18 protein-coding genes and 2 pseudogenes are annotated in these 24054 nt (G+C 71.9%); 7 read left to right on the plus strand and 13 right to left on the minus strand.

Translation table 11 applies throughout. The annotated features are described in order from the left end of the window. Positions 1–4: 4 nt before the first annotated feature. Positions 5–1049 (minus strand): annotated as a pseudogene (locus ACWD26_RS23020) (DUF3533 domain-containing protein). Between the two features lie 151 nt (positions 1050–1200). Between ACWD26_RS23020 and ACWD26_RS23025 the strand changes: the two are divergent. From ACWD26_RS23025 to ACWD26_RS23035, 3 genes are all read left to right on the plus strand, one after another. Next, on the plus strand, positions 1201–4797 hold the full coding sequence (locus ACWD26_RS23025; RefSeq protein ID WP_451272881.1) for a DNA polymerase III subunit alpha: 3597 nt from the start codon (positions 1201–1203) through the stop codon (positions 4795–4797). Beyond that, on the plus strand, positions 4794–5762 hold the full coding sequence (locus ACWD26_RS23030) for a DNA polymerase Y family protein (protein WP_451272883.1): 969 nt from the start codon (positions 4794–4796) through the stop codon (positions 5760–5762). Before ACWD26_RS23025 ends, ACWD26_RS23030 begins: the two co-directional genes overlap by 4 nt. A gap of 191 nt (positions 5763–5953) precedes the next feature. Further along, positions 5954–6823 carry an esterase/lipase family protein gene (locus ACWD26_RS23035; RefSeq protein ID WP_451272885.1) on the plus strand — a complete coding sequence of 290 codons (870 nt, stop codon included), beginning with the start codon at positions 5954–5956 and terminating at the stop codon, positions 6821–6823. A 64-nt stretch (positions 6824–6887) separates the two neighbouring features. On the opposite strand, the gene ACWD26_RS23040 is transcribed toward ACWD26_RS23035, so the two are convergent. Further along, positions 6888–7943, minus strand: a complete 1056-nt coding sequence (locus ACWD26_RS23040; RefSeq protein WP_451272887.1) for a lytic polysaccharide monooxygenase auxiliary activity family 9 protein — start codon at positions 7941–7943, stop codon at positions 6888–6890. 296 nt (positions 7944–8239) lie between these two features. On the opposite strand from ACWD26_RS23040, the pseudogene ACWD26_RS23045 reads away from it, so the two are divergent. After that, positions 8240–8997 (plus strand): annotated as a pseudogene (locus tag ACWD26_RS23045) (dienelactone hydrolase family protein). Positions 8998–9037: 40 nt separating this feature from the next. On the opposite strand, the gene ACWD26_RS23050 reads toward ACWD26_RS23045, so the two are convergent. Further along, positions 9038–9172, minus strand: a complete 135-nt coding sequence (locus ACWD26_RS23050; protein ID WP_267892331.1) for a hypothetical protein — start codon at positions 9170–9172, stop codon at positions 9038–9040. A 137-nt stretch (positions 9173–9309) separates the two neighbouring features. Between ACWD26_RS23050 and ACWD26_RS23055 the strand changes: the two genes are divergently transcribed. Continuing rightward, entirely contained in the window at positions 9310–9969 is a 660-nt protein-coding gene (locus ACWD26_RS23055; protein ID WP_451272889.1) for a class I SAM-dependent methyltransferase, read from the plus strand. A gap of 99 nt (positions 9970–10068) precedes the next feature. Here the strand turns inward: ACWD26_RS23055 and ACWD26_RS23060 are convergent, their stop codons facing one another. Together ACWD26_RS23060 and ACWD26_RS23065 are read right to left on the minus strand one after the other, a co-directional pair. Beyond that, the gene (locus ACWD26_RS23060; protein ID WP_451272891.1) at positions 10069–10572 is read right to left on the minus strand and encodes a DUF402 domain-containing protein; all 504 of its coding nucleotides are present in this window, start codon (positions 10570–10572) and stop codon (positions 10069–10071) included. Beyond that, a complete protein-coding gene (locus tag ACWD26_RS23065) occupies positions 10553–11482 on the minus strand; it encodes a GNAT family N-acetyltransferase (RefSeq protein WP_451272893.1) in 930 nt (309 codons plus the stop codon). Before ACWD26_RS23065 ends, ACWD26_RS23060 begins: the two co-directional genes overlap by 20 nt. 70 nt (positions 11483–11552) lie before the next feature. On the opposite strand from ACWD26_RS23065, the gene ACWD26_RS23070 reads away from it, so the two are divergent. Continuing rightward, complete coding sequence (locus ACWD26_RS23070) at positions 11553–11921, plus strand: GntR family transcriptional regulator (protein WP_451272895.1); 369 nt, start codon at positions 11553–11555, stop codon at positions 11919–11921. Positions 11922–12009: 88 nt separating this feature from the next. Here ACWD26_RS23070 and ACWD26_RS23075 read toward each other — a convergent pair whose 3' ends face one another. Both ACWD26_RS23075 and ACWD26_RS23080 read right to left on the minus strand, forming a co-directional pair. Continuing rightward, complete coding sequence (locus tag ACWD26_RS23075; protein WP_451272897.1) at positions 12010–12780, minus strand: DUF72 domain-containing protein; 771 nt, start codon at positions 12778–12780, stop codon at positions 12010–12012. 15 nt (positions 12781–12795) lie between these two features. After that, positions 12796–13890 (minus strand): DUF5925 domain-containing protein, encoded by a 1095-nt coding sequence (locus ACWD26_RS23080; protein ID WP_451272899.1) that lies wholly within the window; start codon positions 13888–13890, stop codon positions 12796–12798. Between the two features lie 202 nt (positions 13891–14092). Here ACWD26_RS23080 and ACWD26_RS23085 point away from each other — a divergent pair, with 202 nt between their 5' ends. Continuing rightward, entirely contained in the window at positions 14093–15511 is a 1419-nt protein-coding gene (locus tag ACWD26_RS23085) for a GH39 family glycosyl hydrolase (RefSeq protein ID WP_451273184.1), read from the plus strand. Positions 15512–15514: 3 nt separating this feature from the next. Here ACWD26_RS23085 and ACWD26_RS23090 read toward each other — a convergent pair whose 3' ends face one another. From ACWD26_RS23090 to ACWD26_RS23115, 6 genes are all read right to left on the minus strand, one after another. Further along, positions 15515–19390 (minus strand): lipopolysaccharide biosynthesis protein, encoded by a 3876-nt coding sequence (locus ACWD26_RS23090; RefSeq protein WP_451272901.1) that lies wholly within the window; start codon positions 19388–19390, stop codon positions 15515–15517. Continuing rightward, positions 19383–20234: a polysaccharide deacetylase family protein gene (locus tag ACWD26_RS23095; protein WP_451272903.1), complete on the minus strand. Its 852-nt coding sequence runs from the start codon at positions 20232–20234 to the stop codon at positions 19383–19385. The genes ACWD26_RS23090 and ACWD26_RS23095 overlap by 8 nt, the downstream gene beginning before the upstream one ends. After that, positions 20231–21262: a glycosyltransferase family 2 protein gene (locus ACWD26_RS23100; protein ID WP_451272905.1), complete on the minus strand. Its 1032-nt coding sequence runs from the start codon at positions 21260–21262 to the stop codon at positions 20231–20233. The genes ACWD26_RS23095 and ACWD26_RS23100 overlap by 4 nt, the downstream gene beginning before the upstream one ends. Next, on the minus strand, positions 21259–22104 hold the full coding sequence (locus tag ACWD26_RS23105) for a glycosyltransferase family 2 protein (RefSeq protein WP_451272907.1): 846 nt from the start codon (positions 22102–22104) through the stop codon (positions 21259–21261). The genes ACWD26_RS23100 and ACWD26_RS23105 overlap by 4 nt, the downstream gene beginning before the upstream one ends. A 363-nt stretch (positions 22105–22467) precedes the next feature. Further along, positions 22468–23589 (minus strand): GNAT family N-acetyltransferase, encoded by a 1122-nt coding sequence (locus ACWD26_RS23110; RefSeq protein ID WP_451272909.1) that lies wholly within the window; start codon positions 23587–23589, stop codon positions 22468–22470. 3 nt (positions 23590–23592) lie between these two features. Next, positions 23593–23982 (minus strand): hypothetical protein, encoded by a 390-nt coding sequence (locus tag ACWD26_RS23115; protein WP_451272911.1) that lies wholly within the window; start codon positions 23980–23982, stop codon positions 23593–23595. Positions 23983–24054 lie beyond the last annotated feature (72 nt).

Raw genomic sequence — 24054 nt, forward strand, 5'->3', positions numbered from 1 at the left:
GCCCTCAGGCTTCGGCGGGCCGGCGCTCCGGTTTCTTCCTCAGGGCCGCCATCACCACGGTGATGGCGGCCCCCGCCGCTGCCCAGGCGGAGAGCACCAGTAGCGGCCCGGTGGTGTCGTCGCCCTCGAAGTAGGCGATCGAGCGGGCCACCCACACACCCGCGCCCGGTGGCAGTGCCGGGCCGATCGCCGCCCAGAACGGCGGCAGCAGCGGTGGCGGCAGTGCGCCGCCCGCGCTCGGGTTGCCCGCGATCACCACCAGCAGCACGGCCACTCCGATGCAGGCGATCCCGAAGACGCACTGGAGCGCCAGTGTGGCCGCGCCCACCGCGAAGACGACCAGCGCCCCCAGCCCCCACAGGGCCGCCACGCTCCCCGGCAGGGCGCCCAGGACCGGCCCGGCGATGACCGCGCCGCCGAGGCCGCCGACGATCGCGAACAGCGCCAGGGCGCCGAGCCGGATCACCCCGCGCCGGATGTTGGTGGGTCGCGCCCCCGCGCTCATGGCCAGCGCCGACGCACACAGATAGCCGCCCACGCACCACCCCACGACCAGATAGAAGGACGTGAGCCCGTTGGCGTCACCGGTGTCGGCCGGGGCCACGTCCACCGTCCGCAGCGTGCGGCCCTCGGACTTCTCCAGCGCGGCGACGAGCGTGGTCAGCGCGCCCGCGAGGGTGCGGCCGCCACCAGAGGCGACCAGCAGGGTGTCGGTGGTGCCGGCCGGGTCGATCAGCAGGGCGCCGTCGATCTCCCGGTCCTTGATGCGCTCGCGAGCCGCCGCCGCGTCGGCCACCGTGCGCGGGTCCAGCGGCTCACCCGGCAGTCGCTCCAGCCGGGCCACCGCCTCCTCGGCCGCCGCCCGCGGCGCGACCACACCGAACGGTACGTCCCTGAGCTTCGGACTGTGCAGCGCCCCCACGTACGAGGCGATGAAGAGCAACTGCAGGGCGAGCACCCCGATGGCGAGCAGCGTGGCCCGTGGGGTGACGCCGTCCTTGAGCTCGCCGAAGGAGGGAGCGGGGAGCGGGGCCGGCCGTCTGTGTCATGTCCCCGCGGTCCGGGTCGGAGGGCGTTTGCGCAGGTGGGACGGGGCCGAACAGTGATCGTACAGAAGTTCGAAAAGTGGTCTATGGTGGAGGCGGGAAGGTTGTGAACTGATGTTCGAGCCGAGTGGTTGACCGAAGGTGGGAGGTGTGGGTGTCGGCGTTCACACATCTGCACACCGCCTCCGGGTTCTCCCTGCGCTACGGCGCCTCGCACCCGGAGCGGCTGGCCGAGCGCGCCTCCGAACGGGGCATGGACGCCCTCGCCCTCACCGACCGGGACACCCTCGCGGGCTCCGTCCGGTTCGCCAAGGCCTGCGCTAAGGCGGGGGTCCGCCCGCTGTTCGGGGCGGAGCTGGCGGTGGAGACGCCCACACCCTCCGTGGGGCGGACTGCGCGGCGGCGTACTCCCGTGCGCGGGGGTGCCTTCATCGATGAGTCGACACCCCGGGTGGTGTTCCTCGCCCGGGACGGCGCCAAGGGCTGGGCCGGGCTGTGCAGAATCGTTTCGGCGGCGCATGCGGGGGACGGTGAGGGTGCGGTGAGAAGCACCGCACCGCCGCTGCTGCCCTGGGCGGAGTGCGCCTCCGAGGGTTTGACCGTGCTCCTCGGCCCCGCCTCCGACGTGGGGCGCGCGCTGGCCGCCGGGCGCCCCGACCGCGCCGCGAAGCTCCTCGCGCCCTGGCGGGAGATCTACGGCGACGCCCTGCGCCTCGAAGCGGTGTGGCACGGCCGCGAGGGCACCGGCCCCGGTTCGCTGCGGCTGGCCGCCCGGACCGTCGGCTTCGCCGCCGAGCAGCGGGTACGGCCCGTGCTCAGCAACGCGGTCCGGTACGCCGACCCCGGCATGGGCCCGGTCGCCGACGTCCTGGACGCGGCGCGGCGGCTCGTCCCCGTCGACCCCCGGGGCGAGCTGGACTCCGGTGAGGCCTGGCTCAAGGGCGGGGACGCCATGCTGGCCGTCGCCGAGCGGGTCGTCGAGGCCGCCGGCTACCGCCGCGACACCGCGCACCGGCTGCTGGAGCAGACCCGGGCCACGGCCGCCGAGTGCCTGGTCGACCCCGAGGACGACCTCGGCCTCGGCACCGTCCACTTCCCCGAGCCGCACCTCGTCGGCGCGGACCGCCGTACCGCCCAGCGGGCGCTGGCTTCCCGGGCGGCGGCCGGAATGCTGTCGCACGGCTACGACACCCGGCGCGCGTACTGGGACCGGATGCACCGGGAACTGGACGTCATCGCCCACCACGGCTTCGCGTCCTACTTCCTGACGGTCGCTCAAGTCGTCGACGACGTACGGAAGATGGGGATCAGGGTCGCCGCGCGCGGTTCCGGCGCCGGCTCCCTCGTCAACCACCTCCTCGGCATCGCCCACGCCGACCCCGTCGAACACGGGCTGCTGATGGAGCGGTTCCTGTCCAAGCGGCGGGTCGCGCTGCCCGACATCGACATCGACGTGGAGTCCGCACGCCGCCTGGAGGTCTACCGCGCGATCATCGACCGGTTCGGCACCGAGCGGGTCGCGACCGTCGCGATGCCGGAGACGTACCGTGTCCGCCACGCCGTCCGCGACGTGGGCGCGGCCCTCTCCCTGGATCCCGCCGACATCGACCGGATCGCCAAGTCCTTCCCGCACATCCGGGCCCGGGACGCGCGGGCGGCGCTCGAGGAGCTGCCCGAACTGCGTCGGCTGGCGGGCGAGAAGGAGAAGTACGGCCGACTGTGGGAGCTGGTCGAGTCCCTCGATGCCCTCCCGCGCGGAGTCGCCATGCACCCGTGCGGGGTGCTCCTCTCCGACGCCTCCCTCCTCGCCCGTACGCCGGTGATGCCGACCAGCGGCGAGGGGTTCCCCATGTCCCAGTTCGACAAGGACGACGTCGAGGACCTCGGGCTGCTCAAGCTCGATGTGCTGGGGGTGCGGATGCAGTCGGCGATGGCGCACGCGGTGGCGGAGGTGGCGAGGGCGACGGGGGAGCGGGTCGACCTGGACGCGCTCGACTTCGAGCGCGGGGCCGGCGACCCGGCGACGTATCGACTCATCCGTTCCACCGAGACGTTGGGCTGCTTCCAGATCGAGTCGCCGGGGCAGCGGGACCTGGTGGGGCGGCTCCAGCCGGCCACCTTCCACGACCTCGTGGTCGACATCTCCCTCTTCCGGCCCGGTCCGGTCGCCGCCGACATGGTGCGGCCGTTCATCGCGGCCCGGCACGGGCGGGCGCCGGTCCGCTATCCGCACGCCGACCTGGCGGAGCCGCTGCGGGAGACGTACGGCGTGGTCGTCTTCCACGAGCAGATCATCGACATCGTGCACCTCATGACGGGCTGCGGCCGGGACGAGGCGGACCAGGTGCGGCGCGGGCTCTCCGACCCCGAGTCGCAGGGGCGGATCCGGGTCTGGTTCGCGCAGCACGCGGCCGCGAAGGGGTACGACACCGAGACGATCGCCCGGACCTGGGAGATCGTCGAGGCCTTCGGGTCGTACGGCTTCTGCAAGGCGCACGCGGTGGCCTTCGCGGTGCCGACGTACCAGTCGGCGTGGCTGAAGGCGCATCATCCGGCGGCGTTCTACGCCGGGTTGCTCACGCACGACCCCGGCATGTACCCGAAGCGGCTGCTGCTGGCGGACGCGCGGCGGCGCGGGGTGCCGATCCTGCCGTTGGATGTGAACCGGTCGGCGGTCGCTCACCGTATCGAACTGGTGTCTGAATCGGGGGAGTCGGAGGGGTCGGAAGGACCGGGGCGGGAAGGGGCGAGGACGGAAGGGGCAACGGGGACCAAGGTCTGGGGGCTGCGGCTGGCTCTCTCCGATGTGCACGGCATCAGCGAGGCCGAGGCGGCGCGGATCGCGGACGGGCAGCCGTACGCCTCGCTGCTGGACTTCTGGGAGCGGGCCCGGCCGAGTCGGCCGCTCGCTCAACGGCTGGCACAGGTGGGCGCGTTGGACGCGTTCGGGGCCAACCGGCGTGATCTGCAACTGCACTTGACCGAGCTGCACCGGGGTGGCCGGGGTGCGGGCGGCGGTCAGCTGCCGTTGGCGGGCGGGCGGCGGACCGCGTCGGCCGGTCTGCCGGACCTGTCCTCCGCCGAGCGGCTCAGCGCCGAGCTGGGCGTGCTCTCGATGGACGTCTCGCGCAATCTGATGGACGACCACCGGGTGTTCCTCGACGAGCTGGGCGTGGTGTCGGCCCGGCGGCTGCGCGAGGCGCGGCACGGGGAGACGGTGCTGGTCGCGGGCGCCCGGGTGGCGACCCAGACCCCGCCGATCCGCTCCGGCAAACGGGTCATCTTCACCACCCTCGACGACGGCACGGGCCTGGTCGACCTCGCCTTCTTCGACGACTCCCACGACGCGTGCGCCCACACCGTCTTCCACTCCTGGCTGCTGCTGGTGCGCGGGGTGGTGCAGCGGCGCGGCCCGCGCAGCCTCAGCGTGGTGGGCGCGGCCGCCTGGAACCTCGCCGAACTGGTGGAGCTGCGGCGCGAGGGCGGCCTCGACGCGGTGGCGCCCCGGCTGGCGGAGCGCGTGGGCGCCGGGGGCGCGGCGGACGGCGACACCGATGGCGTTCCGGCGAGCGGCGACACCGGCAGCGCCCCCGATGGCGGACGAGGCGGCGACACCGGCCGCCGTATCCACATGTCCACCGGTTACGAGATGCACCCGTGGGCCGATCTGCGGCCCGCGGGCGAAGAGCCTTCACAAGGCCCCTCACGAGTACGGAAGTTGTGGCACCAGAGCCCAGGGAGTGCGGGATGACCATCCTCTGTGTACGTTTCCAGCTGCCGCCGGGGTACGAGGCGGCCCTGCCCGGACTGCTGGGTCTGCTCGAGGACTTCACCCCGGTCGTGGAGGCGCTGCCGCCGGACGGGGCGCTGGCCGATCTGCGGGGCGCCGAGCGGTACTTCGGCCGGGACGCCGAGGAACTGGCCCGGCTGATCCGGGTCCGCGCCCTCGCGCTGTACGGCGTCGACTGTGTGATCGGCGCCGGGCCCGGACCGCTGCTGGCGCGGCTCGCGCTGGGGGCGGCGATGCCCGGATCGCCGTGCGCGGTCCCCGAGGACCTCGTCGTGGACTTCCTCGCCGAACTGCCGGTCGCCGCGCTGCCCGGCGTCGGCACCGCGACCGCCCGCACGCTGTGCGAGTACGGCCTCGACACCCTCGGCGGGGTCGCCGGCGCGCCCCTGTCCACACTCCAGCGCCTGGTCGGCGCGAGGACCGGCCGTGAGCTGCACGAGAAGGCGAACGGCGTCGACCGCGGCCGGGTCGTACCGAACGCCGTCTCCCGCGCCCTCGCCACCGAACAGCCCTTCCTCCACGACGAGTTGAACCCGGACCGGCACCGCCGTGCGCTGCTCGCCGGCACCGAGGAACTGGGCTCCCGGCTGCGCGCCCTGGAGAAGGTCTGCAGCACCCTGACCCTCACCGTGCGCTACGCCGACCGTTCTTCGACGATCCGCACCCGCACGCTCAAGGAACCGACCGCCCACTCCCCGGCGCTGACGGCGGCGGCCTACGCCATGTACGACGCCCTCGGCCTCCAGCGCGCCCGCGTGCGCGCGATAGCCCTGCGCGCCGAGGGCCTCATCCCCGCCGACCAGGCCTCCCATCAGCTCGCCTTCGACCCCGTCGACGAGAAGCTCCGCCGTATCGAGGAGATCGCCGACCTGGCTCGCGCCAAGTTCGGCCCCCACGCGGTGATGCCGGGGACGCTGGCCGCGTGACGCCAACCGTCTGGTGACGGTTCGGCGTCACGTGTCAGTGGGCCACGGGCATCACTTGAAGTTTTTACTGACGCGTAACTTCCCACTTTTTCTACTCGCCCGTAACTTGGCGAAGAAGAACAGCATCCTCGTGATCCGGATCACAGGGCGAACGTCGTCGCACGTCCCTTGAGCCGCAAGGAGATCACCCGATGCTGCCCTGGAAGCGCCTGCTCAGACCCTTGGCCGCCCTGTGTCTGGCCGCCGCCGCGACCCTCGTCCCCGTCACCGCCGCCCAGGCCGCCGACACGGCCGCCGCGCCCAGCCGTGGCTGGAACGACTACACCTGCGAGCCCTCCAGCGCCCACCCCCGCCCCGTCGTCCTCGTCCACGGGACCTTCGCCAACTCCGTCGACAACTGGCTGGGCCTCGCGCCGTACCTCGTCCACCGCGGCTACTGCGTCTACTCCCTCGACTACGGACAACTCCCCGGCGTCGCCTTCTTCAACGGGCTCGGCCCCATCGACAAGTCGGCGGAACAACTGGACGCCTTCGTCGACAAGGTGCTCGCCGCGACCGGCGCCGCCGAGGCCGATCTCGTCGGCCACTCGCAGGGCGGCATGATGCCCCGCTACTACCTCAAGTTCCTCGGCGGCGCCGCGGAGGTGAACGCCCTCGTCGGCATCGCGCCCTCCAACCACGGCACCACCCTGAACGGTCTCACCGAACTCCTGGAGTACTTCCCCGGCGCCGGTGACCTCCTGTCCGGCGCCACACCGGCCCTCGCCGACCAGGTGGCCGGGTCCGCCTTCATGACCAAGCTCAACGCCGGCGGCGACACCGTGCCCGGCGTCGCCTACACGGTCCTCGCCACCAAGTACGACGAGGTGGTCACGCCGTACCGGACCCAGTTCCTCGACGGGCCGAACGTCCGCAACATCCTCATCCAGGACCTCTGCTCGCTCGACCTCTCCGAGCACGCGGCGATCGGCCTCCTCGACCGCATCGCGTTCCACGAGGTCGCCAACGCCCTCGACCCGGCCCGCGCCACCCCGACGACCTGTCTCTCGGCCGTCGGCTGACACGTGCCGGTACGTTCCGCCGGGGCCTGTCCGGCCTGAGCCGCCGGGCAGGCCCCGGAAGTCGTCAGCGGCCGTGCCGCCCGCCGCTCGTCGCACGGCGGCGGGCCGCGGCGAAGAGGAGGGAGGAACCGGCCGCCAGGACGGCCGCGCCGCCGAGGGCCAGGTACGCGGTCCCGCCGTCGCCACCGGTGTCCGCGAGGCCCTCCTTGCCGCCGGCGGGTTCCGCGAGGCCGGTACCCGCGGTCGACCCGTCGGCCGTCGTCGACTTCGCGGTAGGTGACACGTCGGCGGAGGTCGTGTCGGCGGACGCCTGTGCCGACGGCTTCTCCGTCGCCTTCTCCGACGCCTTCGGGGTCGGGCCCGTCGTCGTGTCCGCGTCGTCGTCGCCGTGGCCGCCGTGCTCGACGGTCGACTCGTCGGCACCGTCCTCGATCTGCTCCTCGGAGGGCGCGGAGGCGCTGCCGTCGCCCGCACCGCCGCCGCCGAAGGTGACGTCCGAACAGGAGTAGAACGCCTCCGGGCTGTCCGAGCGCTGCCAGACCGCGTACAGCAGATGCCTGCCGGAGCGCTGCGGGAGGGTGCCGGAGAACGTGTAGAAGCCACCCGACGCGGCCGGGGCGGTGGCCGTCGCGACCGGGTCCGCGAGGTCGAGGTCGTCCCAGGCGAGCGGCTGGGACGGGTCGTGGCCGGCCTTGGTGACGTACACCGTGAAAGTGCCCTTGTGCGGGGCGGTCACCCGGAACTTGAAGGTGTGCGACCCGGCGCGCACACTCGTCGCCGGCCAGTCCGCGCGGGCCAGGTCGAGGCCCTTGAACGCCTCGTTGCCGGCGGCGCACAGCTTGCCGTCCGGGATCAGCTCCCGGTGGCGGCCGGCCGCGTCACCGATCCGTACGCCGTTCCAGTCGTACAGCGCCTGCGTGCCGCCGGCCGCGACCGCCGCCCGGCAGGCCGCCGACCTGGGGCTCTCGGGGCCCTCCGCGTAGCACTGCGCCACCCGGCTCACCGGGTCGCCCAGCGAACCGTGCGCCACGGCGGGCCCGGCGGCGAACGCGGTCAGGGCGAGCGGGGCGACACCGACGGCACCGGCGGCCGCGGCGGCCTTGCGGCGGGCAGCGGGCATGGGGGCACTCCTCGAAGCGGTCCTGGACGGCACCGGATCGGACCCGGGCGCCGGGGGCGATCAGCAAACTAGCCCCGAGGAACCGTGAAATCGCCTACTGAGGGCCGGTGCGGGAGATCCTTATGGTCGCGTTAAGGAGGGGCTAACCGAGGGCTCAGGAAAGCGGGGTCCCGTACCGGCCGGTGATCCGATTCTTACCTGGGCGCGGAACAATGCGCCCGTTCACGTCAGTTGGTGATGGGTTGAGCGATCGGAACGATCAGCCGGTGAGAAGAGCGAGAAGAAGAGGAGCGGCCATGACCGCCGTGCGTGGAACATCCGTGGACATCGCCACCGAGGACGGTACGGCCGACGCCTATCTCGTCCATCCCGACGACGACGCCTCGCATCCGGCGGTCCTGTTGTACATGGACGCGTTCGGGCTGCGACCGCATCTGAAGGCCATGGCCGACCGGTTGGCCGGTGCCGGGTACACGGTCCTCGTACCCAATGTCTTCTACCGCTCAAGACGTACCCCGGTGTTCGACCTGCCCGAGTTCATCGACCCTGCAGTACGTCCGGAGCTGTGGGACCAGATCCTGCCGGTCATGCTGACGCTCACGCCGGAACTCGCGCAGCGGGACGCGGCGGCGTACCTGGGGTGGCTGGCCGAGAACCCGCGGGCCGCCGACGGGCCCGTCGGGATCACCGGCTACTGCATGGGCGCCCGGCTGGCGCTGTACACCGCCGGTGCCTTCCCGGAGAGGGTGGCCGCGGCGGCCGGCTTCCACGGTGGCCGCCTGGCGACCGAAGACCCGGACAGCCCGCACCTCGCGGCGGCCGGATCACCGGCGAGGTGTACCTCGGTCACGCCGACCAGGACCCGTCCCTGCCTCCGGAGCAGATCGAGCTGCTCGACAAGGCCCTCACCGCGGCGGGCGTCCGCCACCGCACCGAGGTCTACACGGGCGCACCCCACGGCTACACCCAGGCCGACACCGCCTCCTACGACGCCGACGCGGCGGAACGCCACTGGGCCGCCCTGCTGGACCTGCTGGACCGCACCCTGCGGTAGCCCGCTCACGACGCCGGTCGGGCGGCCCAGCAGCGTGTGCTCAGCCGTCCGGCCACCAGGTGCGCGCGATGTCCTTCCGCACTTCCCGGCGCTCGACGGGGCGTTCCTCTGCCTCGTCCCGCACGCGGCGGGACGTGGACTTCCTCAGGGGCTTCTGCACGGTCGTACGGCGCATGGCTGCCTCCTTGCGTCTACCGTGTTCCGCGGTTTCACGGAGATAGACATGTTCCGGGAGCGTTCCTCATCGTTCGTGCTCTGTCAGTGGCGGCTGTCACCATCGGGACTGTCAGTGGCAGGTGTCACTCTGGCGGCATGACCAACATCGACGACGGTGAAACCTCCCGAGCCCCTGAAACAGCGAAGAACGCGGCGGCGGATGACGCCCCGGCGGCCGTCGACTGGGACGCGGAAGCCGCCGCTTTCGACGACGAACCCGATCATGGCCTGCGGGAACCTGTCGTCCGGGAGGCCTGGGAGGCCCGGTTGCGGGACTGGTTGCCGAGTCGCGCCTCCGACGTCCTCGACCTCGGCTGCGGCACGGGCAGCCTGTCACTCCTCGCGACCGAGCAGGGGCACCGGGTGACCGGAGTCGACTCCTCGCCGGCCATGGTCGCCCTCGCCCGCGCCAAACTCGCCGGGCGTCCCGCCGTGTTCCTCGTCGGCGACGCGGCGGCACCGCCCGTGGGGGAGGAGCGGTTCGACGTGATCCTCGTCCGCCATGTCCTGTGGACCCTGCCCGAGCCGGGGCGCGTCCTGCGCCGCTGGTGCGGACTGCTCCGGCCCGGAGGACGGCTCGTGCTGGTCGAGGGTGTCTGGGGCACGGTCAGCCCGGTCGGCATACCCGCCGAGCGGCTGCACGCGCTGGTCGCGCCGCTCGTGCCCGAGGCGGTGGTGGAGTGGCTGGGGGACGACTCGCCCCTGTGGGGCAAGGAGGTCGAGGACGAGCGGTACGCGGTGCTGGCCCGTCTCTGAGCGCCCACCCGCGTACCGCCCGCGCCGACACCGTCCATGTCGGCACCGTCCACGCCGACACCGTCCATGTCGGCACCGTCCGCCAGCTCCCGGCTCGGTCTACGCCAGGAGCGACTCCAGGCCCCCATCGACGGTGGCGAACACTTCCAGTTCGTCGAGGGCGGTGACGGCGGCCCCGGCGGCCTCGGGGTCGCTCTCCGCGAGCCCGCTCTCCGCGAACTCGTCCTCGTCCAGCCGCAGTACGGTCGTGCCGTCGGCGGAGCGCCACAGGTCCAGGTCGAGGTCCTCGACGACGAGTTCCCCGCCGGAGAGCGTCGCCGGGCGGGTGATGTCGCAGTACCAGCCCTTCAGCCGGCCGCGCGCGTCCCGGACCTCCTTCACGGCGTACCACCGGTCGCGCCAGTAGTACTCGGTGAAGACGTCACCGGGCTCGAACCGTACGAAGCCGAAGTCCCGTACGCCGTCGCTCGCCCAGGAGGCGCGGACCGCGATCCGGGTGCCGTCGTCGCTCAACAGCCGCGCGGGATAACGGATCTTCGTACGGCCCGCCTTGAGCAGGACGACGTCCAACTCCTCCAGGGACTCAGCCGAGTTCTCGGACATACCGCACCTCCGTGGCGCACACCTCGTAACCGAACCACTTGTTGACCGCGAGCATCGGCCCGTTGCCGCTGTCGTTGCCGGTGAACGCCTCCCTGTAGCCGGCGGCGCGGGCTCGGTGCAGGGAGTCGTTCTTGGCGAGCTTGGCGAGGCCCCGGCCGCGGAATGCGCGGGCGGTGCCGGTCATGCCGGTGAAGTAGCGGTCCCGGCCGTCCGTGCGGACGGCGGTGAACGCGACGGGCGTGCCGTCCACGACGACCACCGTGCTCAGTCCGTGGTCCAGCAGCGGGTGGCGAAAGGTCTCCGCGAGCCACAGCCGGTAGTCGTCGAACTCCGCGTCGAGGTCGCCGGGTTCGTCCGCCGAGGCCTCCGCGTCCAAGTCGAACAGGGGGCGCGGGTCCTCGGCGAAGTCGGCGGCCGTGCGCAGCTCGACGCCCTCCGGCGGGGGCTGCAGCGGAGGGAGGGCGCCGTGCGCCAGGTCCAGGCGGAGGAAGTGGGCGGAGCGGCTGGGAGTGTAGCCGCGCCGCTCGGCGAACGCGCGGTTCGCCGGAGTGTCCAGCACCCACGACAGCAGCCGCTTCGCCCCCACCGCCGTCAGCCGCTGCTCGGCGGTGCGCACCAGCAGGGCGCCGGCACCCCGGCGCAGATGCTCCGGGTGCACGTACACGTTCAGGTAGCCCTGGCCCGGTACGGGGCTGTCGTCGGCGATGCCCATCTGTACGGTGCCGATCACCTCGCCGTCCGCCTCGGCGACCAGCTGCTGGTAGTGGGCATCGGCAGTCGCGTGCGTGGCGTCGTGGAGGAGGGACTCGGCGGTGCTGACCATGAAGGGCAGGGCCAGCCGTCGTACCTCGACGAAGGCCTCGGCGTCCGCGGTGTCGGCGGCGCGGAGGTCGCGCACGATCAGTGTCATGGGAGCGCACGCTACGCGGGGCGCACGGCGGCTGCCTCCGAATTTCCGGCGGGTACGGGACAATCACCGCGTGACCTTGAAGATTCGCATCGTGGAGGGGGCCGCGCCCTACGAGCAGGTGCGCGCCCAGATCTCCGAACAGGCCCGCTCGGGGGCGCTCCCCGTGGGGTACCGGCTGCCCACCGTACGGGGGCTCGCCGAGCAGCTCGGGCTCGCCGCCAACACCGTCGCCAAGGCGTATCGGGCGCTGGAGACGGACGGGGTGATCGAGACGCGGGGGCGCAACGGGACGTTCGTGGCTGCCGCCGGCTCGGCTGCGGAGCGCGAGGCCGCGGCAGGGGCAGCGGCGTACGCGGAGAGGGCGCACCGGCTGGGGCTGAGCGAGGCGGAGGCCCTGGCGGTGGCCCGCGATGCCCTGCGGGCGGCGTACGCGCAGTAGAGAGGGCCACCGGGGGCTGAGGCGGGTTCGGCACCACCGAAACGCGCCGCTGTGGCTGAGCGTCGTCGCGGTGGACACAGGTGAGCGGTCACGTCCGGGACAAGTGGTCCGGGACGCGGGTCGGGTTCAGGCCCGTCTTCTTCGCCGCCCGTGCGAACGTCATCGCGTCCTCCACCGCCGCCGCGTGGGGGTCGTTGTTGAAGTACACGTAGGTGTCGGCGTCGGCGGGCCAGGTGTCGGCGATGCGGACGGCCCAGGTGGTGAGGGACTGACGGCCGTAGCGGGGCCAGGGACGTGCTCGGCCCTGGTGGAGGCGGAGGTAGCCCCAGTCGGTGGTGCGCCACAGCGGTGTGGCCGGGCGGGCCCGTACGTCGGCCCAGCACAGGGCCGCACCGCGGGACTCCAGGACCTCGCGGACCTCCGGCGTCCACCAGGAGTCATGGCGGGGCTCGACCGCGATCCGGGTGCGTGGGCGGAAGCAGCCGAGGCAGGTGTCCAGGAGCCCCGCGTCGGCCCGTAGCGTCGGCGGCAGCTGGAGCAGGACCGGCCCCAGACGGTCACCCAGCCCCTCCGCGTGGCTCAGGAGCCGGTGCACCGGCTCCTCGGGGTCCTGCAGCCGCTTGATGTGGGTCAGATACCGGCTCGCCTTCACCGCGACCACGAAGTCCTCCGGCACCCGTGCCCGCCACGCCTCGAAGTTCTCCCGCGTGGGCAGCCGGTAGAACGCGTTGTTGAGCTCGACCGTCGCGAACCGCGCCGCGTACTCCTCCAGCCAGAGCCGGGTGGGGCAGCCCTCCGGGTAGAGGGCGCCCCGCCAGTCCTTGTACTGCCACCCCGACGTGCCGACGAACAGGGTCATACGGCTATCAAAGCACTACAGGTACAGACCCGCGTCCGCTCCGCCCCGCGGCTCCGGCAGTGACGTCGGTGACGTGCCGCGACGCAGCGCGTACAGCTCGGCGAGCGTCGCGCCCTCGCGGCCGACGCCCTCGTCCGTGCCGAGCCAGTTCACCGCCTCCGCGCGGGTCAGGGCGCCCACCTCGATCCGGGCGAGGCAGCGGCCGGGGCGGACCACGGCGGGGTGCAGGCGCTCCAGGTCCTCGTTGGTGGTGACGCCGACCAGGACGTTGCGCCCCTGGCCGAGCAGGCCGTCCGTCAGGTTCAGCAGGCGGGAGAGCGCCTGGCCCGCCGTGTGCTTGGCCTCCCCGCGGATCAGCTCGTCGCAGTCCTCCAGGAGCAGCAGCCGCCAGCGGCCCTTGCCCGCCGCGTCCTCCTCGCCGATCGCGATGTCCATCAGATACCCGACGTCGGAGAAGAGCCGCTCGGGGTCCAGGACGCAGTCGACCTGGCACCAGTCCCGCCAGGAACGGGCCAGCGTACGCAGCGCGGAGGTCTTGCCGGTGCCGGGCGGGCCGTGCAGCAGCAGGAGGCGGCCCGCGATGTCCTCGGGGGTCGTCTTCATCAGGCGGTCCATCGCGTCCGCCACCGGCGCCGTGTAGTTCGGCCGTACCTCTTCCCAGGTGCCCGCCGAGATCTGCCGGGTCGTACGGTGCGGGCCCCGGCGCGGCGAGACGTACCAGAAGCCCATCGTCACGTTCTCCGGCTGCGGCTCGGGCTCGTCGGCCGCGCCGTCGGTGGCCTGGCCGAGCACCTTCTCCGCGAGCTCGGCGGTGGTCGCGGTGACCGTGACGTCGGCGCCGCGGTTCCAGCGGGAGATCAGCACGGTCCAGCCGTCGCCCTCGGCGAGGGTCGCGCTGCGGTCGTCGTCCCGTGCGGAGCGCAGCACCCGGGCGCCCGGCGGCAGCAGGGTGGCCCCGGACCGTACCCGGTCGATGTTCGCCGCGTGCGCGTACGGCTGCTCGCCCGTCGCGAAACGGCCGAGGAACAGCGCGTCGACGACATCGGACGGGGAGTCGCTGTCGTCGACGTTGAGCCGGATCGGCAGTGCGTCGTGTGGGTTGGCAGACATGCCGCCATGATCCGTCACCGAGGGCGCCCCGTGCATCCGCTTTCCGTAGTGTGCCGGTCGTGTCCGTCCCTGCCCCGTTCCGTGCCGCGCCGGCCGTGTCCACCGCCGTCCGTGCTTCCCGTCCACACGGTCGGTCCGATTGCCCAGGACTTCACGGCGGAAGCTCCCCTACCGCCCGTCCGCGCGGTTACTGTTGCCCATGATGGGACGTCATGGGTGGAATTCGGGGGACCGGCGGTGGCGGCTCACCGCGCTTCTCGGCGTGGGGGCGGCGGCTCTTGCCCTCGTCGTGACCTTGTTCCACACACTTCCCGGAGGCGGCGGCAGCACCGCCGGCACCACACGTGACGGCGACAAGGTGCACGGCACACCCGCCACCCCGTCCGAGGACACCGGCCCCGACGTGGGCTGGGGCTTCACCCACACCCAGTTCAGCGCCGACGAGGGCAGCGGGGCGGCCGTAGAGCGCGTCGAGAAACGTCTCGGTGAGCGGCCCCTGCCGCAGATCCAGCACATCATGGGCTGGGGCGCCGGCAACCCCGAACCCGTCGAGGGGCGTTACGACTTCGAGGAGATGGACCGGCGCGTCGACTTCGTCCGCGCCACCGGCGGCACCCCCGTCGTCACCCTGTGCTGCGCGCCCGACTGGATGAAGGGCGGCAGGTCCGGCGCCGACAACACCGACTGGAGCCAGGCCGCGCTGGAGACCGCGCCCGAGCCCGAGCACTTCGCGGACTACGCCGCCCTCGCCGCGACGGTCGCCAAGCGGTACCCCGACGTACGGCACTTCATCGTCTGGAACGAGTTCAAGGGCTTCTGGAACAACGCGGAGGCCCGCTGGGACTACGAGGGGTACACCGAGCTGTACAACCTCGTCTACAAGGCCCTGAAGAAGGTCGACGAGGACATCATGGTCGGCGGGCCGTATCTGGTCATGGACAGTCTCGACCCACGGCAGAAGCAGGACGCGTCGACGTCGCTGAAGGGTCCCTGGGGGGCCATGGACCAGCGGGTTCTCGACGCCTTCGACTACTGGAACAAGAACAAGGCCGGCGCGGACTTCGTGGTGGTGGACGGGTCCAGCTACAGCAAGGACGACGAGCTGATCCCCGACGAGTTCGCGGCCACGGAGAAGTTCACGGCCGTGGGCGAATGGGTGCGGGAACGCTCCGCCGGTCTGCCGCTGTGGTGGGCCGAGTACTACGTCGAGCCCGCCGACGGCGACGACAACCGGCACGGCTGGTCCGAGACCCGGCGGGTCGCCGTCCAGGCCTCCGGGCTGATCGGGATGGCCAAGGGCGGGGCGACCTCCGGGTTCTACTGGAATCCGGAGGAGAAGAGCGGGGAGTGCCCCGGGTGTCTGTGGACCCCGACCGACAAGAGCGACGGTGGGCAGGAGTTGCCCATGTACGGGCTGCTGTCCCGGTTCGGCGAGGAGTTCCCGCCGGGGACGAGGTACGAGACGGTCGCCGTCGCCGCCGACGACAAGCCCAACGTGCGGGTGCTCGCGGACGACAGGGCCGTGCTGGTGGTCAACACGCTCGACCGCCGGATCAGTGCGGACATCGACGGCGAGAAGTTCGAGATGGGCGCGTACGAGGTGAAGTGGCTGAAGAGGTGATCCTCACGACGAGCCCATCGTCAGGAACCTCTGCACCAGCGACGCCAGCAGCAGCGCCAGCAGGGGCAGACTGAACCAGAAACTGCTCTGGAGCCAACGGAGTTGGCGGACGCTGGGCCGCACCGCCACCCGGACGACCTCGCGGACGCTCAGCAGCACGATCAGCGCGATCGCGGCGAGGCCGCCCACGACCGACCACGGGGTCCAGGTGACCTGGGGGCCGATCGGGCCGGGGTCGGGCTCGGGGGCCGTTCCGGTCTGGTCGCGCAGGGCGAAGATCGTGGCGTCGGCGTTGGAGAAGACCTGCCTGAGGTCGTCGCGCTTGTCCAGGTTCTGGATGAGGCGCGACTCCCAGTTCCTGGAGTAACCGGCGTCCATCTGGAGGTTGGTGACCTGGCTGCGGTTGATGATCAGATACGAGTTGGCGCCGGCGTCCTTCAGCGCCTTGGCCACACCGGAGACCAGGACCGGGTCGCTCGGCGCGAGCGTCGGCACGTACTCGACCTTCTCCATGTCCCGGGCACCCCACGGCATCGCGGGCGTCACGTTGTTCACCGGGTCGTCGCTGAGCCAGAGCAGCCGTACGGTCGGGTCGTCGTGGGCGTAGACGTACTCCATGGCGGCGACCTCGCCCGGGCGGACGCGCTCGAAGGGCTCGTTGCCCCAGCGGGCGACCAGGAAGCCGCCGACGAGGACCAGGCCGGCCATGAGCGCGGCCAGCGGGGCGAGGCTCACCCGGTCCTTGTCGCGTTCCTCGGCGGTGGCGCCGGTGCGCGGGAAGAGGGCGAGACCGGCCAGCAGGGCAGCGCCCGGAAGCGCGAACATGAAGACCCGCAGGGCCATCTCACCGCCGTACGACTGCATGCCGAAGCCCAGGAACGGCACGAAGGTCAAAACCAGCAGGGAGCGTTCGCGGTATTTGTTCTCGCGGCGGCGCAGGAAGCCGTAGCAGGCCAGGAGCATGACCAGGCCGGCGAGGGCGACACGGGCGTACAGCACGAGTTTGTGGGTCGAACTGCCCTCACCGATCCGGCCGGAGACCGAGGACGTGACGTTCCCGCCCACCCCGCCGACGCCGCCGAAGAGCTCGTCGAAGTGGCCGGACCAGTAGGGCTCGGCGAGGAAGCCCACCCAGACGGCGACCATGACCGCGAACAGGATGGGCAGGCCGCGCAGTTCGCAGCGGCCGATCAGGACGAGGACCGCGAGGACGCCCAGCATCACGAACGGGGTGAGCTGGTGGGCCGGGACCGTCGCCGCGTACAGCGCGATCAGGACCATCAGCAGCACGGCTCGCTGCCGGCGGTCCGTGGGTTCCACCTCGGCCTCGCCCGGGCGCACCTTGCCCCACAGCATGTGCGGGGCGCGGAACCAGACCAGGAGGATCGCCACGAACGCCAGATAGAGGAGGTAGGTGAAGCCCTGCGGGGAGAAGTAGTCCTGGCCCACCCAGCCGCTGAGGACGAAGATCCAGATGCCCGTCCACTTGGCCCGCCAGCCCGCCCGCATATGGCGGGTGAGGAGGAACAGCGGGGGCAGGTACAGGAGTTGGACGGCCGTCGGCCACCAGCGGATGATCTCGGTGAAGTCCGTGATCCCGCAGGCCTGGGCGGCGAACGTGGCCGCCGCGAAGAAGCCCGGCCAGCTCCAGCGGGCGTCCAGGTCGGGTACGGCCGAGCCGGTGCGGTCGATGTAGTCGATGAAGCCCAGGTGCTGCCAGGCCGTCGCGAACCGGGGCTCCGTCTCGATCACGGCGGGCAGCGCGTGTAAGGAGAACACGGTGGCCAGCAGCGTGATCAGCAGCAGCCCCCGGTGCTCACGGGCCGGCCACAGCAGCGAGGCGAACACCGTGGCCAGCAGCGCCGCCCCGACCAGCGTCGGCGTGGGCAGCACGGAGATCAGACCGAGGCCACCCATGCGGTCCAGGTCGGAGTCGTCCAGCGCGAGCGCGGGCACCCAGTAGAGCAGGAGCGCGGACAGCAGCAGGAAGCCGAGGACCACACCGGTGATCGTGGGGCGCGACAGCCGTTCCCGCAGGGTCACACGCGGTGCCTCCTCGGCGGACGGCACCTCGTGGACCGGCGGCTTCACCGGCTCCCGTACAGGCTTCTCCAGGTCCCCGGCCTCTCGTACCTGGGCCGCTTCCCGTACGGCCTCCTCGAACGGGGCGTCCACCTCCGGGACCTCCGCCGGGCCCAGGGAGGACTCCGATCCCGGCTCGCGCTCTTCCACGGGCAGCCCGAACGCGAGTGGCATCCCGAGCGGACGGGTCGGCCGGTCCTGCGCCCAGGTCGGCCGGTGGTCCTTGCTCACGGACGCGGTTCCGGTGGGCGGGGTGCCGGGGCCGGGCCGTACGTCCGGGCGGCGCTCCAGATGGTCGAAGTCGACGTGGACGCCGAGCGCGAGGGTGTCGGAGTCGAGCCGCCGGGACCAGGCGCCGCTCTGCTTCTTCGCGGCGGAGGCCACCCGGCCCAGGTCGGCGAGGTCCCCGTCCGGCGCCGCTCCCGAGGGCACCTCGGCGGGCCCGGCGGTGCGCAGGATCCGGTACAGCCGGGGCGCGGCGATCAGCACGATCACCGCGAGGCTGGAGATCTCGGCGACACCGGCTCCGGTCAGACCCATGCGGGGGAGCAGCAGCAGGGTCAGGCCGAGGACCAGGGCACACAGCAGGCCCTGCAGCCAGGCCAGTCCGGCCGTACGGCTCTGGGCGCGCAGCACCGCGAAGTACGTCTCCATCACGACCCGCAGCACCGCGCCGACCGCGAACCAGCGCAGCAGCGGGGTCGCCGCGTCCGCGTAGCCCTGACCGAAGACGGCCAGGATCCAGGGCGCCCCGAAGAACAGCACCGCGCACACCGGCAGCATGATCCGCGCCATCCGCTTCAGCGCGGCCCGGGTGTTGGAGGCGAGGCGGGCCGGGTCGTGCGCGCCCTCCACGGTCAGCGAGGCACCCATGTTGATGGCGAGCAGATTGACCGTGCCGCCGATGGTGGTGGTGATGTAGAAGTACGCGTTGTCGGCGGAGCTGACCTGGGCGGCGACGATCACCGGGACCAGGTAGACCACCGCGAGAGAGAACAGCGAGCCGGTGTAGTCGCCCGCGAGGAAGCGGCCGATCTCCCTCCACGACGGCGGGCGCGCGTGGTCCTCGGTGGCCTTCACATGCTTCGGGATCAGCCGCCGGAACACCAGCCAGCCCAGCGGCAGCACGGACATCGCGATCGCCGCGACCCAGGACACGAACACGCCCATGGTCGGGACGGCGGCGGCGAACACCACCAGCAGCACCAGCTTCACCGCCGAGAACACGGTGTTGCCGACCGGCACCCACACCGCGCTGCGCAGCCCGGTGAGCACCCCGTCCTGGAGCGTCAGCACCGACCAGGCGACCACCGCGAGCACGAAGAACACGGCGTTGACCGGATCGTGCAGGAAACTGTACGACGACCCCCACAGGCCCAGCGTCAGCAGGAACACGCCCGCCGCGAGCGCCACGACCACCGAACTGCCCGCGTACGTACGGAAGATCAGCCGACCGGTGCCGCGCCCCGCGACCGGGATGAACCGGGCCAGGGCACCGGTCAGCGTCAGCGCGGTGAGCCCGGCGAGGAGCTTCATCGCGGCGATCGCGGCGGAGCCCTGGCCGACCGAGGCCTCGGTGTAGTAGCGGGCGGCGGCCAGCCAGAAGCCGAGGCCCAGCACGGCCGAGATACCGGTGTTCAGCATCAGGGCGTAGGCGTTGCGGAACAGCTGGTCGCCCCCCGCCCCCTTGCCCAGGCCGGGCAGCCGCAGCCTGCGGCCGGCACCGGACTGCTGCTCGGTCTCCTCGGTCGTGGTGGTCCCGGCCTGCCCGGCCGTGGTGGTCGTCGTGTCAGACACGGGAACGGATGGCCTTCCGGACCTGTCGTGCTCTTCGGACCATGGCGTACCCCTTGGTGAGGGCACGGTCCCGGGCGAAGTCGCGGGCGATCGCGCGGCCCTCGATCAGCCGCTCGAACTCCGCGGCCCCGGTGGAGCGCCGCACGGTGACCCGTCGCAGCGCGTACGGGCCCTGCCGGCGCCGGGCGAGCGCGTTGCCGACCGCGAGCGCCTGGGCGAACCCCGTCTCCCGCACCGCGACGCGCACCCGGCGGCTGGAGTAGCCGTACGGGTAGGCGAACGAGACGGGCCGGGTGCCCAGTTCGTCGGCGACGATCTGGCGGCAGCGCCGCAGCTCGAACCGGAGCCGGTCGTCGTCCAGCATGTCGAGCTGCGGGTGGGTGTGACTGTGCCCGCCGATCTCCACGCCGCTGTCGGCGAGTTCCCGCACCTGGTTCCAGTCGAGCATGGTGTCGAGGGCGCCGCCGTCGTCGTACGGGCCCTTGATCCAGCCCGTGGTGACGAACAGCGAGGCCGCGAAGCCGTGCTTGACGAGGACGGGCAGGGCGTGGCGGTGCACGCCCTCGTACCCGTCGTCGAAGGTGACCAGCACGGGTCGGGCCGGCAGCGGACGCCCCAGCCGCCAACTCGCCGCCAGCTCGGCCGTGTCGACCGGGGTGAAGCCCAGCTCGTCGATGAGCGCCATCTGCTCCGCGAAGGCCCGCGGGGTCACCGACAGGTCCCGGGTGGCGTCGTTCGGCGCGCTGGACACCGCGTGGTACATCAGGATCGGTACGGCTGGATCCGTCGTGTGCGTCGCACACCTGGTCCCCGTCGTCCCCGCCGTCTCCGTCGTCTCGGTCATGACGAGCCCCCCTCGCCCCCCTTGCCGGCCGCGCCGACGGTGCCGTCGGTGAGTTCGCCGACGGAGAACGTGACGTCACCCCTGCGGGCCCGGACGCTCCCGACAACGTACCCTCCGGCCGCCGCCGCCACCCCCGCGACGATCGCGCCCGCGCGTCCCGCGCCCCCCTGGCGGCCGAGCAGCGCGTCGCGCAGGCCGCGCGCCACCCCGGCGGGCAGCACCCGGGTGGTGTACCGGCGCTCCGACTCCAGCCCCTTGCCGGCGCCGACGCTCCGCGCCACCAGCGCCTTCGACAGGCCCTCGGCGTACGTACGCGTGCGGAAGTACCCGAAGCGCTCCCGTGCGTCGGGCACCCGGTGGTGGATCACGGCACGGTCGTCGAGCAGCAGGACCGCGTCCGGTCGGGCCCGGGAGAGACGGATGCACAGTTCCGTCTCCTCGCAGCCCAGCGGGCGCTTGTCCCCGTCGCGGCCGATGCCGGTGGCGAAGCCCCCGGCCGCGTCGAAGGCGCTGCGACGGAACGAGGCGTTGCCGCCGAGCACGTTGCGGACCTCGGCGACACCGCCGGGCAGGCCCTTGTAGGCGCAGCCCACCACCCAGTCGAACTCCTCCGGGAACCAGGCCGGGCGGCGGCCGGACGCCCAGATGGGCACCGTACGGCCACCGACGGCCATGACCCGGGGGTCGCTGTACCCCTCGACGAAGTACCGCAGCCAGTCGCGCTCGGCGACGGCGTCGTCGTCGAGGAAGGCGATGATCTCCCCGTACGAGGCGGCGATGCCCGTGTTGCGGCCCGCGGACAGGCCGCGGGGGCCCGCGTTGGCGAGCACCCGGACCTCACCGCTCTGTTGGTGTTCCTTGTACTCCCTGGTGAGACGCTCCAGCAGGGCCTGGTTGTGGTCCACCACCAGGAGCGTCTCCAGGGCCGGCCGGGACTGTGCGCGCACCGAGGCGACCGCCGCGAGGATGTCCTCCCAGCGGTCCTCGGTGTACACACAGATCACGACCGAGACGGCCGGCTCGCTCAAGACGCCTCTCCTCGACCCGAGATGAGCATCGGGGAATGCGAACGGCGGCGCAGCGCACGCCGGTTGGAGCGTTCCTTCAGGATCACCTTCAGCACGCGCAGCCCGTCGCGCACGGCCCGCAGATTGCTCGCGCCGTGGATGCGCAGGTACTCGTGGCTGGGGATCTCCTGCACCTTCAGGCCCGCCTTGACGACCCGGATGTTCATCAGGGTCTCCACCTCGAAGCCGGTGCAGTCGAGGTCGATCTTGTCCAGGCAGTGCCGCCAGAACGCGTTGTAGCCGTAGCACAGGTCGGTGTAGCGGGCGCCGAACTTGCGGTTCACGGTGGTGCACAGCGCCCAGTTGCCGAGCTTGCGGATCAGGGTCATGTCGTCGGTGCCGCCGCCGTTGGCGAAGCGGGAGCCCTTGGCGAAGTCCGCGCCCGAGACGAGGGCGGAGACGTACGACACGATCTCGTGGCCGTCGGCCGAGCCGTCCGCGTCGACCATCACGATGATGTCGCCGGTGCACGCCTCGAAGCCGGTGATCAGGGCGTCCCCCTTGCCCCTGCCCTGCTGCGGGACGACCTTGACGTCCGGCCACAGCTCGCGGGCCACCTCGACGGTGTCGTCGGTGGAGTTGCCGTCGACCAGGACCACTTCGTGGATCCAGCCGGGCAGCGTCTTGAAGACGTACGGAAGGTTCTCCGCCTCGTTCATGGCGGGGATCACCACACTCACCGGTGGCGCGATGGCCAGGTGGTTGGAGATCGGCCGGTACTTCGCGAGCGCCGGCGTCCCGGCGCTCTTCGTATCGGATTCAGCTTCGGATTCGGATACCGCCGGGCGCAGAACTGAGCTCATGAGTCTGGTCCCTCTCGTCCGGTGAACCACCCGCCCCTGGGTGGTCCGGCCATGGTCCGGTTCGAAAGGGGGGTTCTCACTCACGGCATGCGAGATCGATCTCCGTATCGATCTTCTGTGCATGCCGGGTGAGCTGGCAAAGCCGGCCGACTGTCGCGACTCGGCAGTCGGTCGCGCGGCACGACTCGGCAAATGGTGCGGTCACCGAGCACGGCACCCCCCTACCGCGCCCCGCGCCGGGACCGTCGCGCTCCTCGAGCCCTCCCCTTGGAGCATGTGCCGACGTACCGATGCGGGTAGATGTACAACGATGTAAGACGGTATTGATGGTTGAGCCCGTATGGCAAGGCCTATTCCTAGGCCTCACGTTTTTGTTGTTGTGTCCGTTACCTGTCCTCCCGACCGGATTCTTCCCATCCGTTTCAGTAGCCTGTCGGCCGGTTCGAACAGCTCCGGCCGCGCCAGCACCGTGTTGCGCAGCGCCCGGACCGGGGCTCGGCGAGCCCGGTGCCCGAGTGCCACCGGATGGCGCCGGGTGACCCACCCCTCCGACACGGAGATCTCCCGTGTCTTCAGGGAATCCTTGTACTGCTTCTGCCCCCTGCCCAGGTCCAGGTACGCGATCCCGTCGGCGGCGCCCTCCTCGGCCATGTGCAGATGCAGGAGCAGCCCCGGCGAGAACCTCGCGAACGCCGGGTCGTACGCCGGGAACCAGCACGTCAGCACCCGCTCGGAGCGCAGCCCGAAGTGGGCCGCGACCGGCTTGCCGTCGGCGTAGAGCACCGACAGCTGGCCGGCGAAGGAGTCGGAGCGGGTGTGGAAGAGCCGCTGCACGAGCCGGGTGATCCACGGGTGCGCGAAGCGGTCGCTGCGGCCCGTCCTGCGGTACTGGGCCGACTTCCAGGCCATCAGTGTGCGCAGGACCTTCGGGTCGCGTTCGTCGTGCACATAGCGCACCTCGTTCACCGCGCGGCCGAGCCTGCGCTCCTTGGCGAACGTCGACCGGACGAACTTCGCTGAGTCGGCGCGAAGTTGGCCGAGATAGGCCTCGTAGCCCTGTTCGAGATCCATGACCGGGGACGGGAAGGTACCGGTGATGTGGGCCGCGAACGGCGTCTGGCCCTCCGCCAGATGGTCGAACTCCCACACGGCGAGCCCGCAGGCCCGCAGCAGCGCCTGGGCGTCCCAGGTGAAGCCGGGGCGGTGGACCACGCCCTGGCAGTCGGAGAGGCCGAGGCCGACGGCTCTGCCCACCCCGAGGGCGGTTCTCTGGTACGGGAAGAAGGCCGCCGCTTCGCCGTTCTCCCGTGCGACGGCGATGCGTACGCCGCCGCGGCAGTGGCCCACCGCGAGGGCGAACTCGGGGGACAGGAACGGGTTCGCCAGCTCGGGCGCGCCGTGGAGATGGGCCTTCGACTGCAGAGCGGTCCAGGCCGCCCGGTCGGCGGCGGTCAGTTCGCCGGGGCGGTACACACTGATGTCCACGTCTCAGGTCCGTCTTCTCTCCGTACGGCCCCGCAGGCGCCGTACCAGACTCGGCAGGAGGACGAGCGAGCTGATCACGGTCACGGCCGTGATCCCACCGGGCGCCGACCACGAATGGGTGGCGATCATGCCCTGGGCGACGAGGAGGTTCACCGCGACGGCGCCCGCGAGGGCTGCCACGACACGGCCGAACGGCTCCAGCCCGCGCAGCACGGCCCCGATGGCGGCTCCTGGCGCGAAGAGGAGGAAGAACAGGGTGAACGGGCCGCGCAGCACCGAGTCCGCGTCGGCGAACGCCAGTACCGCGCCGACCCCCGCCACGGCCACGGCCACGCCCGCGAGCAGTGGTCCGCCACCGCCGGACAGAGATGGCTTGATACCTATGGTCTGCATTGGCGACTTTGCCCCCTGAAGCGCCGGATGCCGGGCTTCAATGTCGCTCAGGGGGCGCGGGGGCGTCAAGAC

This window comes from Streptomyces sp. NPDC002787, assembly GCF_053592095.1.